This is a genomic window from Noviherbaspirillum denitrificans, assembly GCF_002211445.1.
GTDB lineage: Bacteria > Pseudomonadota > Gammaproteobacteria > Burkholderiales > Burkholderiaceae_D > Noviherbaspirillum > Noviherbaspirillum denitrificans.
Genome location: NZ_LSTO01000001.1, coordinates 2,289,997 through 2,303,208 on the forward strand (window position 1 = coordinate 2,289,997; position 13,212 = coordinate 2,303,208).

The following is a 13,212-nucleotide window of genomic DNA, read 5'->3' on the forward strand; positions in this document are numbered from 1 at the left end:
GAGAGCATAGTTGTTCGTCTCGGCAACGGATTTATTTGCTTGCCGGGACGCTTCATCGTCCCTGAGTTGATTTACCCCAATGTTTCAACACATCACGCAATGACCTTACACAAATGAGGTGATAGGCGAAAGCGCAACAATTGTATTGGTCCTGACAGGCCGGGTTTCATTACTTGCCTCTAAATCGTTTAAGGGAGGAAATACACATGCGCACGAAGCAAGTCATCTCTATCGCAGCATTGGGAACGAGTATCGCCGTGCTGGCGTCTTGTGGCGGCGGCGGTGGCGATACTGTCGTCGATGCGGGTACGCAAAATCCGCCGGCAACGCAGCCGACAACGCCGTCGACCGGCTCGACGCCAACAACCCCCACGCCCTCGAATAACGTGTTTGCCTACGTTGTCCAGGCGGCGACCAACGCGTCCAGCGTGGCTGCCGGCACGACGTATACCGGCGGCAGCATACTCAAGTGCGCGGTTAACGCCAGCGGGGATCTCACGGCGTGCAGCACTTCCGGAATGCCTGCGGTGAACAACCCGATCTCGCTTGCCTTTTCCGGGTCGTCGGCTTTCATCCTCAACCAGACCGCTCCCAAGCTGGCCGGCAGCACCGGAATCCAGTATGCGGTATTGAAATGTACGGTGGGCACGGACGGTGCACTTTCCAACTGCGCTGACACCTCGCCTGGCGTTTCGACGGAGACGGATTTTGCATCCAGGCTGATTGCGACTGCGAACAGCGGCTATGCACTCAAGGAGCAGCAACTCCTGAAATGCCCGAGCGGCTTTGCAGGTGCATGCGGTACTGATTCAGGCAGTGTTGCCTTCCCGGCAAGCGTTGTTGCGTCGGATATGCTTGCCGCCGACAACCGGATTTTCGTGGTCAACGCAGGGAGCGGCACGACGCCTGGTTCGATCCTGTCCTGGAACACGGATGCGACAAGCGGCGCATTGTCCGCAGCATCGACCACTGTCACGGACGCGAGCTTTGCCACGGCTTTGCGTATTGATGAGACGACTGTCGATGCCCCAAATTCGATTGCCATCAAGGCGCCTTTCTCCTACATCCTGACGCGCTATGCGAACAAAGTGGTGCAGTGCTCCTTCAACAGCGCTGCCAACACGATGACTGCCTGCGCCGAGACCACTCCGCTGGCAGGCTTGTCCGGCATCACGCCGAAAAATATTGTGGTGCAGGGCAACTTTGCGTACATCACGGATACATCGTCAACCGCGGCGGGCAATTCCATCGTCAAGTGCACGATTGGAGCTGCTGACGGAAAGCTGGGCGCTTGTGCGGCGATTCCTGGTTTGACCTTTACTTCCGATATCGTTGGTATCGTACTTCGCTAGGCCCATAGCCAACGGCAACATGAAGGGACTACAGAGTAGTCTGTAGTCCCTGAATGCAAGCATCGAACTCCACACCCACCTGTGATATAGTCCCGCCTCCGCTAGCGAGGCGCCCACCTGCAACGAACATCCCCGGCATCCCGCTTCTTCCAGTTTTCCGGCCACCCAGGGTTGAACGCCTGCGCAAGCCGTCCACCTTGCCGTTCCGCCGGCCCCCGGCGTCATCGTTTTCGCCGCCACGCCTGACATTCCGGGCAACGCGCCATATCAACCCTTGCGCTGCGCCCGCATCGTCGCTGCCCGCAACCACGGAAACCTTCCGCTGGAGTATTGCGGCCCGTGCGGTATCTGCCAGCGTGCATCGAGTATTGGAATACACCATGGCTAAAGAAGAATTGCTGGAAATGGAAGGACTTGTCACCGAAGTGCTTCCCGACTCACGATTCCGCGTGGATCTGGAAAACGGCCATCAATTGATCGCCTACACTTCAGGCAAGATGCGCAAACATCACATCCGCATCCTGGCCGGTGACAAGGTGTCGATCGAAATGTCGCCCTATGACCTCAGCAAGGGCCGCGTTACCTTCCGGCACCTCGAACGACGCGGACCGGCGCCGCGGGCACAACAACGCCGCCGATGACACCACGACCGACTTCACGAACAGACAGGAAATAGCCATGGCCAAGAAAGAAAAACTCGATCCGGAAACCGCCGCGCTGATCCAGTGGTGCACCGAGGTGGAAGGATTTCTTGTCGCGGGCGGCGCTACCTTGGCGCAAGCGCAAGAACATATCGAGGAACAGGTCGAATGGTTCACCGACATGTTCTATGACGGCTTGTCGCCGGAAGAAGCGGCAAAGGCCGCATTGAATGACTGACGTGTTGCAAGACAGGCAACAGTAGCTGTTCACGCACATCCCGGACAGAACAGCGCTTCGCTCTGAAGCAATGTGAGCACCGGGAATGCCGTCCGCCGCGACGGCAAAAGAGTAGACTGCATGGCAAGGCTTTGCCTGCAATTCAAAGAATCCCCGGAGTCACGCCATGTCCGAAACTACCTTCACCCAGTTTGCCGACCTGAAGCTCAGCGCGCCCTTGTTGCGCGTGCTGCAGGAGCTCGGCTACGAGTCCCCGTCGCCGATCCAGGCCGCCACGATTCCGCTCCTGCTCGAGGGGCGCGATGTGCTGGGCCAGGCGCAGACCGGCACCGGCAAGACCGCGGCCTTCGCGCTGCCTGTCCTTGCCAACATCGAGATCAAGGCGGCGGCGCCGCAGGCACTGGTGCTGGCGCCGACGCGCGAGCTGGCGATCCAGGTGGCGGAAGCCTTCCAGCGCTATGCGACGCATATCCCCGGCTTCCATGTGCTGCCGATTTACGGCGGGCAGAGTTACGGCCCGCAGCTGGGCGCGCTGCGGCGCGGCGTGCATGTCGTCGTCGGCACGCCCGGGCGCGTGATCGACCATATCGAAAAGGGATCGCTGGACCTCTCGCAACTCAAGACGCTGGTGCTCGACGAGGCGGACGAAATGCTGCGCATGGGCTTCATCGACGACGTCGAAACCATTCTGCAAAGGACGCCGGCGTCGCGCCAGACCGCGCTGTTCTCCGCGACCATGCCGCCGGCAATCCGCCGCATTGCACAGACCTACCTGCGCAATCCCTCGGAAGTCACCATCGCCGCCAAGACCGGCACGGCGGAGAACATCCGCCAGCGCTACTGGCTGGTCAGCGGCATGCACAAGCTCGATGCACTGACGCGCATCCTGGAAGCCGAACCCTTCGACGGCATGATCATCTTCGCCCGCACCAAGCTGGGCACGGAAGAACTGGCGACCAAGCTGCAGGCGCGCGGCTTCTCGGCAACCGCGATCAACGGCGACATGGCGCAGCAGCAGCGCGAACGCACGATCCAGCTGCTGAAGGACGGCGCCATCGACATCCTCGTGGCGACCGACGTCGCCGCGCGCGGGCTGGATGTCGAACGCATCAGCCACGTGATCAATTACGACGTGCCGTACGACCCGGAAAGCTACACGCACCGCATCGGCCGTACCGGGCGCGCGGGACGCAGCGGCGAGGCGATCCTGTTTATCGCGCCGCGCGAACGCAACCTGCTCAAGTCGATCGAGCGCGCCACGCGCCAGCCGGTGGCGCGGCTGGAACTGCCCACCATCCAGGCAGTGAACGACGTGCGCATTGCGAAGTTCAAGGACCAGATCACCGACACGCTGGCCGCCGGCGGCCTGGAAGATTTCCAGGCGCTGATTGAAGACTACGAGCGCGAGAAGAATATTCCCGCGATCGAAATCGCCGCCGCGCTCGCCAAGCTGGCGCGGGGCGATGTGCCGCTCCTGCTCGACAAGGGCAGGAGCGAGCCGCAGGAGGAACGCGCCGAACGAGTTGAACGCAGCAACCGCACCTTTGAGCGCGCAGACAGGCCGGAACGCCGCGATGCGGAGCGGCCCGCATTCCCGAAGAAGGAGCGCGTGGACCGCGCGCCCGAGCCCGGCATGCAGACCTTCCGTATCGAAGTCGGCCACATGCACGGCGTCAAACCGGGCAACATTGTCGGCGCCATTGCCAACGAAGCAGGCCTGGAATCCAAATACATCGGCCGCATTGAAATCTACGACGACTACAGCACGCTGGATCTGCCGGACACCATGCCTGACGATCTCCTGAACCACCTGAAGACGGTGTGGGTCGCCGGCCGGCAGCTCGCGATCAGCCGCGATGGCGCAGGGCAGCCGGAGCGTCATTCGGAGCCGGCACGGCCGGCGGCAAGCAAGCATGACCGCAAGGCGCCCCGCGGCGTTGCCGGCATGCAGACCTATCGCATCGAGGTAGGCCACGTACACGGCGTCAAGCCGGCCAATATCGTCGGCGCCATTGCCAACGAGGCAGGCCTTGAGGCGAGGTACATCGGCCGCATCGAAATCCATGACGACTACAGCACGCTCGACCTGCCGGAGGGCATGCCCAAGGAGCTGTTCAAGCAACTGAAGACGGTAGAGGTGTCCGGACAACCGCTTCGCATCAGCGTCCAGTCCAGGCTGCCGCACGATGATTCACACTTCGCCGACAAGAAGGGCGGATCGGCCGCGCACGGGAAGCTTGGTGCCAATGCGAGTGAAAAGAAGTTCGGCGGCAAGGACAGATCCGGCGCCGGCAAGCACGCGACCGATACAGCCAGGGCGAAGCCGAAGCCGCATCGCAAGGGCCCGAAACCGTCCTGATCCAGGGAGCCGGAGCGATATCTCACGCTGGAATCGTTTCAAGTACGCACTATAATTCAGCGGTTGGCTATCGACCGTACTGGCTTTCGTGAACTTCCGGCGCCCGACAATTCATGTCGTACTCGCACTGTTGCTTCTCTTCACGCAGCAGCTCGGGATATCGCACGCCATTTCACACCTTGCGCAGGCTGCAGGCGCGGAGTCGGCGCGTACCGACTCCGAAAAGCAGCTGCCGGACGAATTCCAATGCGCGAAGTGCCTTGCCTTCGCGACGGTCGGGTCGGCGCTCAACGGTACGGCGCCGATTGCCTTTGCGGACGCGGCAATCGTTCATGTACGGGACGTCGTTCCGGCCCGCGTCCATCTCCGTCCTCCTTTCCCCGCCTTCCACTCCCGGGCGCCGCCCGTCGTTTCCTGACCCGTCTTTGCACTTGAGCCATGCTTGCGGCCGTCTTGAAGAAGATGGCTGCACCACTGCATTGGCTCGCCATGTCACACCATTACATCAGGAAACATCTATGTGGAAACGGTCCGTTTTAGTGGCGGCGTTATCGGCCGCGTTCAACCCTTCGTATGCTGCCGGCGACGGCGACCTGGAGAAACTGCGCGAGGAAATCAGGCAATTGCGCCAGGACTACGAATCGCGTATCCAGGCGCTGGAGCAGAGGCTCCAGGCTGCACAGGCACCCGCAGCACAGGCACCCGCAGCACAGGCACCCGCAGCACAGGTGGCGCCGGCCCCGGTTGCGGGCGCCGCGACCGGATTCAATCCCGACATCTCCGCGGTGCTCACCGGCACCTATGCCAACCTGTCGCAAGACCCGAACCGATACCGGATCCAGGGATTCATCCCGGGCGGCGAGATTGGCCCCGGCAAGCGGGGATTCAGCCTGGGCGAGTCGGAAGTCACGCTGTCCGCCAATGTCGACCCGCACTTCTCCGGTCAGCTCACTTTTTCGCTGTCGCCGAACAATGAAGCGGGCGTCGAGGAAGCGTTCTTCCAGACCAAGGGCTTGGCCAACGGCATCAACGTGAAGGGCGGGCGCTTCCTGTCCTCGATCGGCTACCAGAACGGCCAGCATGCGCATACCTGGGACTTTGTCGACCTGCCCCTCGCTTACCAGGCCTTCCTCGGCGGACAGTACCGGCCGGACGGGCTGCAGCTGAAGTGGCTTGCACCCACCGAGCGCTTCTTCGAGCTCGGCCTGGAAGCCGGTGACAGCAGCAACTTCCCCGGCAGCGACCGCAACAGGAATGGCATCGGTTCCGGCGCACTGTTTGCCCACGTGGGCGACGACCTTGGTGTGTCGGCGAGCTGGCGGGCAGGGCTGTCCTGGCTGCGCACCAATGCCTCGGAGCGGACGTATGCCGACGTCGACAGCGCCGGCACGGCAGTGACCAACGCATTTGGCGGCAGAAGCAATGTCTGGGTGCTGGACGCGGTCTACAAGTGGGCGCCGAACGGCAACTCGACCCACACCAACTTCAAGCTGCAGGGCGAGTATTTCCGGCGCAAGGAAAAGGGAACACTGACCTATGACACGCTGGCTGAATCGGCGGGCACCGCCGCGGGTTCCTATGCGTCGGCGCAGTCAGGCTGGTACCTGCAGGGTGTGTACCAGTTCCGCCCGACTTGGCGCGTCGGCCTGCGCTACGACAGGCTGGATTCGGGAACGCCGGGCGTGGGCCTGGTCGACAGCGGCACACTGACTGCCGCCGACTTCCGGCAGCTGGCTTCCTTCAACCCCTCCAGGGTATCGGCCATGGTCGACTGGTCGGCATCCGAGTTCAGCCGCCTGCGCCTGCAGATCGCGCGCGACAAATCGCGGCCCGAAACCACCGACAACCAGATCTTCCTGCAATACATCATGAACGTGGGCGCCCATGGCGCGCATGCGTTCTAGGAGACAACCATGAAACGATTCATCTTCAAGGCGATCGCAGCCGCCGCCATCGGCCTCTCGCTGTCCGCCCCGTCGTACGCGGCGATCAACGTCCTCGCATGCGAGCCGGAATGGGCGGCACTGGCCACCGAGCTGGGCGGCGACAAGGTCAAGACATCGAGCGCCACCACCGCCCAACAGGACCCGCACCGGATCGAGGCCCGGCCCAGCCTGATTTCACGCGCGCGCAACGCCGACCTGCTTGCATGCACCGGCCTCGAACTGGAAGTCGGCTGGTTGCCGGTCCTGCTGCAGCAGTCGGGCAATCCGAAGATCATGCCGGGCCAGCCGGGGTATTTTGAAGCCGGAGCGTTCGTCACGAAACTCGATGTGCCCGGGCGGGTCGACCGCAGCCAGGGCGATGTGCACGCCGCCGGCAACCCGCACATCCAGCTGGACCCGCGCAACATCGCCGCGGTGGCGGACGCACTGGCCAAACGCCTGAGCCAGATTGACGCAGCCAATGCCGGCTACTACCAGTCGCGCTACAAGGATTTCTCGGAGCGCTGGTCGGCCGCCATCAAAAAGTGGGAGCAGCAGGCCGCGCCATTGCGCGGTGCCGCCGTGGTCGAACATCACAGGAACATGACTTACCTGCTGAACTGGCTGGGGATGCGCCCGGTGGGCACGCTGGAGCCCAAGCCCGGGATTGAACCGAGCGCGGCGCACCTGACCGGGCTGGTGGCCCAGCTGCAGAAGCAGCCCGCGAAAATGGTGCTGCGTTCCGCCTATCAGGATCCGCGCGCGTCGGAATGGCTGGCCGAACACGCGCATATCGCGGCGGTCATGCTGCCGTTTACCGTCGGCGGGTCGGACAAGGCCAGGGACTTGTTCGGCTTGTTCGACGATACGGTGCAACGTCTGCTGGAAGGTGCCAAATGAACGGAGACGCCATCGAGCTGAGCATCATCGCGCCCGCATTCCTGGCGGGCGTCATTGTGCTGCTGACCCATATCCCGCTCGGCGCACTGGTGCTGAAGCGCGGGATCGTGTTCATCGACCTCGCCATCGCGCAGATCGCGGCCCTGGGCGTCATCCTGGCCGGCATCGCGGACCTCGAACATGCGTGGGCCATGCAGCTGTGTGCCGGCCTTGCGGCCGTGCTCGGCGCCTTCCTGCTGACCTGGACGGAGAAGCGCTGGCCCGACGTGCAGGAAGCCCAGATCGGCGTGCTGTTCGTGCTGGCGGCAACCGGCAGCCTGTTGCTGCTGGCGCACAATCCCCACGGCGGGGAGCACCTGCGCGACCTGCTTGCCGGCCAGATCCTGTGGGTGCGTTACGACCAGCTGTTGATCCCGGCGATTGCGACCGTTGTCATCGCGCTGCTGGTGTTCCGGCGGCCGCTGGCCGGCGTCGGCTTCTATCTGGTATTCGCATTGGCAATCACGATTTCCGTGCAGCTGGTCGGCGTGTACCTGGTCTTTGCCAGCCTGATCATTCCCAGCCTTGGCGTGCGCAGCTATCCGGCAAGGCGGCGCTTGCCGCTGGCCTATGCGGTCGGGATCTGCGGCTACGCAATGGGTCTCGTGCTGTCGCTGGTGTTTGACCTGCCGTCAGGCGCGCTGATCGTCTGGATGCTGGCCTTGCTGGCGATACCGACCCATGCAGTGGGGGCAAGGCGGCATCGCGTACCGAAGCCCGCCAAAGTCGTTGCAGGCGCATTCGATCACTGAAGGACCGGCACCATATCGGTCGGGCGATGAAACGACAGCTTCTGGCCCGGCCGGTCAAACGCGTCTAACCGGCTGCCGCCGCTGCATTGGCCCGCGCCCTGTGCAACTTTTCGTAGCTGTCGATCAGGCGGCGATGCCGGTCGAGGCCCTCGAGTTTCATGCTGGTCGGCGTCAAGCCGTGGAAGCGCACCGTGCCATCGACCGAGCCCAGCACCGCGTCCATCCGCGCATCGCCAAACATCCGGCGGAAGTTGGCCACGTAATCGTCGAGCTCGAGTTCGTCGTCGAGCAGCACCTCCAGCACCACGTTCAAGGCCTGGTAAAACAAGCCGCGCTCGACCGTGTTGTCGTTGTACTGCAGGAAGGCGCCGACCAGTTCGTGCGCGTCCTCGAACTGCTGCAAGGCGAGATGAATGAGCAGCTTCAACTCGAGCACGTTGAGCTGCCCCCACACGGTATTCTCGTCGAACTCGATGCCAATCAGGGTGGCGATGTCGGAGTATTCGTCGAGCTCGTTGTTGTTCAAGCGATCGAGCAGCGCTTCCAGGCTGGCGTCGTCGAGGCGGTGCAGGTTCAGGATATCTTCGCGGAACAACAGCGCCTTGTTGGTGTTGTCCCAGACCAGATCTTCGACGGGGAAGATTTCCGAATAGCCGGGCACCAGGATCCGGCAAGCGACGGCGCCCAGCTGGTCATACACCGCCATGTAGACCTCTTTGCCCATCTCCTCGAGAATGCCGAACAGGGTCGCGGCTTCGTCGGCATTGGAGTTCTCGCCCTGGCCGGAAAAATCCCACTCGACAAAATCGAAGTTGGCCTTGGCGCTGAAGAAGCGCCACGACACCACGCCGCTGGAATCGATGAAGTGTTCGACAAAGTTGTTCGGCTCGGTCACCGCGTGGCTGGCGAAGGTGGGCTGGGGCAGGTCGTTCAGGCCTTCAAAACTGCGACCCTGCAGCAGTTCCGTCAGACTCCGTTCCAGCGCCACTTCGAAGCTCGGATGCGCGCCGAACGAAGCAAAGACACCGCCCGTGCGCGGGTTCATCAGGGTAACGCACATCACCGGGTAGATGCCGCCCAGCGACGCATCCTTGACCAGCACCGGGAAGCCTTGCTCTTCCAGGCCCTTGATGCCGGCCAGGATGCGCGGGTATTTCTCCAGCACCTCCTGCGGCACATCCGGCAACGTCATTTCGCCTTCGATGATTTCGCGCTTGACCGCGCGTTCGAAAATCTCGGACAGGCATTGCACTTGCGCTTCGGCCAGCGTATTCCCGGCACTCATGCCATTGCTGCCGTAGAGGTTGTCGACCAGGTTGACCGGGAAATACACGACCTCGCCATCCGACTGCCGCACAAACGGCAGCGCACAGATGCCGCGCGCTGCGTTGCCCGAATTGGTGTCGATCAGGTGCGAGGCGCGCAACTCGCCGTCGGGATCGTAAACCGGCCGGCTGTGTTCATCGAGAATGCCCGCCGGCAGCGCATCCTTGCGGCCGGGCTTGAACCAGCGCTCGTTCGGGTAATGGACAAACTCCGCATTAGCGATGTCTTCGCCCCAGAACGACGCGCTATAGAAATGGTTGCAGTTCAGGCGCTCGATATACTCGCCCAGCGCTGATGCCAGCGCACTTTCCTTGGTCGCGCCCTTGCCATTGGTGAAACACATCGGCGAGTGCGCATCGCGGATATGCAGCGACCACACATTGGGAACGATGTTGCGCCACGAAGCGATTTCGATCTTCATGCCGAGGTTCGCCAGCAAGCCCGACATGTTGGCGATGGTCTGCTCCAGCGGCAGCTCCTTGCCGAGGATGTAGGTGCTGGCGTCGGGAGCCGGCTTCAGCGTCAGCAGCGATTGCGCATCGGCATCGAGGTTCTCGACCTCTTCGATCACGAAGTCGGGTCCGGTCTGCACCACTTTTTTCACGGTGCAACGGTCGATGGAGCGCAGGATGCCCTGGCGGTCGTGGGCAGAGATATCGGCCGGCAATTCGACCTGGATCTTGAAAATCTGCTTGTAGCGATTTTCCGGATCGACAATATTGTTCTGCGACAGGCGGATGTTCTCGGTCGGGATGTTGCGCGTTACGCAATACAATTTGACAAAGTAAGCCGCGCACAAGGCCGACGAAGCCAGGAAGTAATCGAAGGGGCCGGGTGCCGAGCCATCGCCCTTATAGCGGATAGGCTGGTCGGCCACCACCGTGAAGTCGTCGAACTTGGCTTCAAGACGAAGCTTGTCGAGGAAGTTGACCTTGATTTCCATGGGAGATGTCCAGAAATGATGCTCAAAATGAAGTGGCTGCTATTATCCGTCAACTAGTCGCCTTTTAATGTAGGCGCATGTCTGCTTTTGGTCCCCGTCCTCGATTGGTCCCGTCGGCGCGCCGTATGCAATGATCCCAACTAAACGCCCTGTTTGCCCCCGTTGCCTGCGCCCGCAGCAGACCTGTATTTGTCAATTGAGCATCCCGGTCGCGCATGGGGTTGAGGTGCTGATCTTGCAACATCCGTTGGAAGTGGCGCATGCAAAGGGAAGTGCGCGCCTGCTTCACCTGAGCTTGCCGCAGAGCCGGCTGCTGGTGGGCGAAGTGTTCGATGAGCAGGCGTTGCATGCCCTGCTGCATGCGCCGTTCACACCGGGCGCGCAGCGCAGGCACGCTGTCTTGCTGTATCCGGACACGCCGGATACAGCAGGCATGGCGCAGCAGCCGGCACGCATCGGCGTGCCCTGGAACGAGCCGGAAAAGTTGCGTCTGGTTGTGCTCGATGGCACATGGCGCAAGAGCCGCAAAATGCTTTACGCGAATCCGCTGCTGCAATCGCTGCCGCGTCTTGCGCTGCGCGATGTGCCGGTGTCGCAGTACCTGATCCGCAAGGCACACGGCGCGCATCAGCTATCGACGCTGGAAGCTACCTGTTACGCGCTCATGCAACTCGAAAACGACAGTGCGAGGTATGCGCCCTTGCTGGACGCATTCAACCGCTTTGTCGCACAACAGCTTTCATACCGGGAAGCCTCTGCACAGGCGTAGGCGTGTCACGCCATCGTCTTGCGCCTGTTCTGCCACTCCGCCAGCGCCGCAGGAATCTCATGCAGCTCCATCACCTTGACCATTGCCGGAGGCGAACGGCGGCGTAGCGCCGCGCAACGGCCGCCGGCCCAGACTTCGACTGAAGGCGGCAATTGGCCGACGAGGTCCGCGAGTGCGGTGAGCACTGGCGCCGGCCGCGCAGACGCGGAGAAGGACAGTGCAACGATATCGGCGGATTGTGCCTTCGCCGCCTGTGCGATTTCCATGACAGGCGTATTCACGCCGAGCGAAACGCAACGCGCGCCTTCGAGAATGAAAATCGCCTCCGCCATGAGCAGTCCGAGGCCGTGCAATTCGTGAGGTACGGTCGCCAGCAGGATGCGGGGGCGGGAGTGTGGTACAGCCTGTGTGTCCGGCGACGGAATGGTGCTGATGGCATTGCGCATGACTGCTTGCACGGCTTCGGTGAACAGGTGCTCCTCGAAGACGGCAAGCCGTCCGCTTGCCCAATGGGTGCCGACCATGGCGGTAAGCGGCGCGATCACATCGGTCACGAAGCGATACATGCCGCTTCGCACAAGGCTCTGCGTCAATTCGCGCCGCAAATCCTCGACGCGATGTTCCTTGCAGAGCGCGATGAGGTGGACCAGGTCGTCGCGTTCTTCTTCCAGTGCGACTGCAGGCGACTCTCGTTTCGATGGCCGGGCCGCCAGCGCGCGCAGCACCTTCATGTCGGCGCCCACCAGCTTGCCGGGCCGGTGCCCGTGGTCCATCAGCCCCTTGATCAGCCGTAGTTTGTCGACCTGCTCGGGCGGATAGGAGCGCTCGCCGAATTCGTCCCGATGTGGCAAGGGAAAGTTGTAGCGCCGTTCCCATACGCGCAAGGTGTCCTTCGACAATCCCGTCTCGCGCTCGACCGCGCTGATACTCAAATCGTTTGATGGAGGAAAGGACATTGCACCTGGTGATCAATGGTTGCAGGAGGCGAAGCAATTTCGATAACAGTATTGTAGCGGCATATTTGTCGTGGACAAAGTAAAGCTTTTCGTCGAACCTTCGCGACGCGCCGCAGTCCATGTGTGATGCCTGCGCGAGCGGTCCGTGTCCGGGATTCATGACGCCAGATCCAGGTGCGCTTGCGCAGCTTTTCGTAACGACTCAAGGAGATCAGCCATGGCAACAACTGTTGAAGGTCACATCCACGAAAGACGTCACATTCCCGAACGCCGCTCGGGATCGCATGCCGTACGTTCAAGCCGCATGAATGCCATCGACTGGCTCGCGATGACCCTGCTCATCGTCGGCGGCATCAACTGGGGCCTTGTCGGCTTGTTCAACTTCGACCTGGTGGCGACGCTGTTCGGGGAAATGAGCGCGCTTTCCCGGATCGTGTATGCAGTGGTCGGCCTGAGTGCCCTGTACACGATTTACACCAGCAGCAAGATGTCGCGCGCCTGATCCTCGCGCGCCTCATGCGAACGCCCGGTGCCTCGCGCACCGGGCGTTTGTTTTTGCCGTCCGCACTGTCAGGCTGGGCGGAATTGATATTCATTTTGTCCAAGACAAAACGATATTCGGTTTGACGTATCTCAAATACCCATCGGCGTGGACTCCTATGCTTGGGATGCCGGGCGACGCGATTGAAAGCCTGGAGTCCCATCGTGTTGCACACCACCACTTCGTAGGAGAGCGCCGTGAAATTGAGCAAATACGTATTCCCGCTGTTATCAGCAGTTATGTTTTCCGCCTGCGGCGGCAGCGACGGTGACAATGCCGTATCGGCGGCACCGCCGGCCTCGACGCCGACGGCGTCCGGCGCATCTGTTGAACCGGCCGGCGCATCGCCCACGATCGACAAGGTCGCCGCGACAGGCGGCTTCAATGCCTTGCTGGCTGCTGCCACCAAGGCGGAGCTGGGAACGGCACTGGCGGACACCAATGCGCGATTGACGGGATTCGCACCGACCG

At 62.0% G+C, this 13,212-nt stretch carries 12 protein-coding genes and 1 pseudogene; 11 read left to right on the top strand and 2 right to left on the bottom strand.

The window, feature by feature from the left end:
- Positions 1-206: 206 nt before the first annotated feature.
- From AYR66_RS11195 to AYR66_RS11230, 8 genes are all read left to right on the top strand, one after another.
- Positions 207-1,352, top strand: coding sequence for a hypothetical protein (locus AYR66_RS11195; RefSeq protein WP_088707553.1), 1,146 nt, complete (start codon positions 207-209; stop codon positions 1,350-1,352).
- A 380-nt stretch (positions 1,353-1,732) separates the two neighbouring features.
- Positions 1,733-1,993 (top strand): translation initiation factor IF-1, encoded by a 261-nt coding sequence (gene infA, locus AYR66_RS11200; protein ID WP_088707554.1) that lies wholly within the window; start codon positions 1,733-1,735, stop codon positions 1,991-1,993.
- Positions 1,994-2,030: 37 nt separating this feature from the next.
- The gene (locus AYR66_RS11205) at positions 2,031-2,231 is read left to right on the top strand and encodes a hypothetical protein (protein ID WP_088707555.1); all 201 of its coding nucleotides are present in this window, start codon (positions 2,031-2,033) and stop codon (positions 2,229-2,231) included.
- 166 nt (positions 2,232-2,397) lie between these two features.
- On the top strand, positions 2,398-4,590 hold the full coding sequence (locus tag AYR66_RS11210; protein WP_088707556.1) for a DEAD/DEAH box helicase: 2,193 nt from the start codon (positions 2,398-2,400) through the stop codon (positions 4,588-4,590).
- A gap of 88 nt (positions 4,591-4,678) precedes the next feature.
- Complete coding sequence (locus AYR66_RS28320) at positions 4,679-5,008, top strand: hypothetical protein (protein ID WP_141104059.1); 330 nt, start codon at positions 4,679-4,681, stop codon at positions 5,006-5,008.
- 100 nt (positions 5,009-5,108) lie between these two features.
- Positions 5,109-6,494 carry a hypothetical protein gene (locus AYR66_RS11220; protein ID WP_088707558.1) on the top strand — a complete coding sequence of 462 codons (1,386 nt, stop codon included), beginning with the start codon at positions 5,109-5,111 and terminating at the stop codon, positions 6,492-6,494.
- 9 nt (positions 6,495-6,503) lie between these two features.
- Positions 6,504-7,415, top strand: coding sequence for a metal ABC transporter substrate-binding protein (locus AYR66_RS11225; protein WP_088707559.1), 912 nt, complete (start codon positions 6,504-6,506; stop codon positions 7,413-7,415).
- The gene (locus AYR66_RS11230) at positions 7,412-8,206 is read left to right on the top strand and encodes a metal ABC transporter permease (protein WP_088707560.1); all 795 of its coding nucleotides are present in this window, start codon (positions 7,412-7,414) and stop codon (positions 8,204-8,206) included. The genes AYR66_RS11225 and AYR66_RS11230 overlap by 4 nt, the downstream gene beginning before the upstream one ends.
- Positions 8,207-8,270: 64 nt before the next feature.
- Here AYR66_RS11230 and AYR66_RS11235 read toward each other — a convergent pair whose 3' ends face one another.
- Entirely contained in the window at positions 8,271-10,475 is a 2,205-nt protein-coding gene (locus AYR66_RS11235; RefSeq protein WP_088707561.1) for an OsmC domain/YcaO domain-containing protein, read from the bottom strand.
- A gap of 130 nt (positions 10,476-10,605) precedes the next feature.
- Between AYR66_RS11235 and AYR66_RS11240 the strand changes: the two genes are divergently transcribed.
- Positions 10,606-11,244, top strand: coding sequence for a tRNA-uridine aminocarboxypropyltransferase (locus AYR66_RS11240; protein WP_088707562.1), 639 nt, complete (start codon positions 10,606-10,608; stop codon positions 11,242-11,244).
- 5 nt (positions 11,245-11,249) lie between these two features.
- Here AYR66_RS11240 and AYR66_RS11245 read toward each other — a convergent pair whose 3' ends face one another.
- Complete coding sequence (locus AYR66_RS11245) at positions 11,250-12,176, bottom strand: MerR family transcriptional regulator (protein ID WP_234814879.1); 927 nt, start codon at positions 12,174-12,176, stop codon at positions 11,250-11,252.
- A gap of 241 nt (positions 12,177-12,417) precedes the next feature.
- On the opposite strand from AYR66_RS11245, the gene AYR66_RS11250 reads away from it, so the two are divergent.
- Both AYR66_RS11250 and AYR66_RS29525 read left to right on the top strand, forming a co-directional pair.
- Positions 12,418-12,702, top strand: coding sequence for a DUF378 domain-containing protein (locus AYR66_RS11250; protein WP_088707564.1), 285 nt, complete (start codon positions 12,418-12,420; stop codon positions 12,700-12,702).
- 236 nt (positions 12,703-12,938) lie between these two features.
- A pseudogene (locus AYR66_RS29525) lies at positions 12,939-13,212 on the top strand (fasciclin domain-containing protein); the annotation flags it as partial.

Coding starts and splice junctions, on each gene's coding strand:
- AYR66_RS11195 (WP_088707553.1), top strand. CDS start 207: ATGCGCACGAAGCAAGTCATCTCTATCGCAGCATTGGGAACGAGTATC.
- infA (WP_088707554.1), top strand. CDS start 1,733: ATGGCTAAAGAAGAATTGCTGGAAATGGAAGGACTTGTCACCGAAGTG.
- AYR66_RS11205 (WP_088707555.1), top strand. CDS start 2,031: ATGGCCAAGAAAGAAAAACTCGATCCGGAAACCGCCGCGCTGATCCAG.
- AYR66_RS11210 (WP_088707556.1), top strand. CDS start 2,398: ATGTCCGAAACTACCTTCACCCAGTTTGCCGACCTGAAGCTCAGCGCG.
- AYR66_RS11220 (WP_088707558.1), top strand. CDS start 5,109: ATGTGGAAACGGTCCGTTTTAGTGGCGGCGTTATCGGCCGCGTTCAAC.
- AYR66_RS11225 (WP_088707559.1), top strand. CDS start 6,504: ATGAAACGATTCATCTTCAAGGCGATCGCAGCCGCCGCCATCGGCCTC.
- AYR66_RS11230 (WP_088707560.1), top strand. CDS start 7,412: ATGAACGGAGACGCCATCGAGCTGAGCATCATCGCGCCCGCATTCCTG.
- AYR66_RS11235 (WP_088707561.1), bottom strand. CDS start 10,475: ATGGAAATCAAGGTCAACTTCCTCGACAAGCTTCGTCTTGAAGCCAAG.
- AYR66_RS11240 (WP_088707562.1), top strand. CDS start 10,606: ATGATCCCAACTAAACGCCCTGTTTGCCCCCGTTGCCTGCGCCCGCAG.
- AYR66_RS11250 (WP_088707564.1), top strand. CDS start 12,418: ATGGCAACAACTGTTGAAGGTCACATCCACGAAAGACGTCACATTCCC.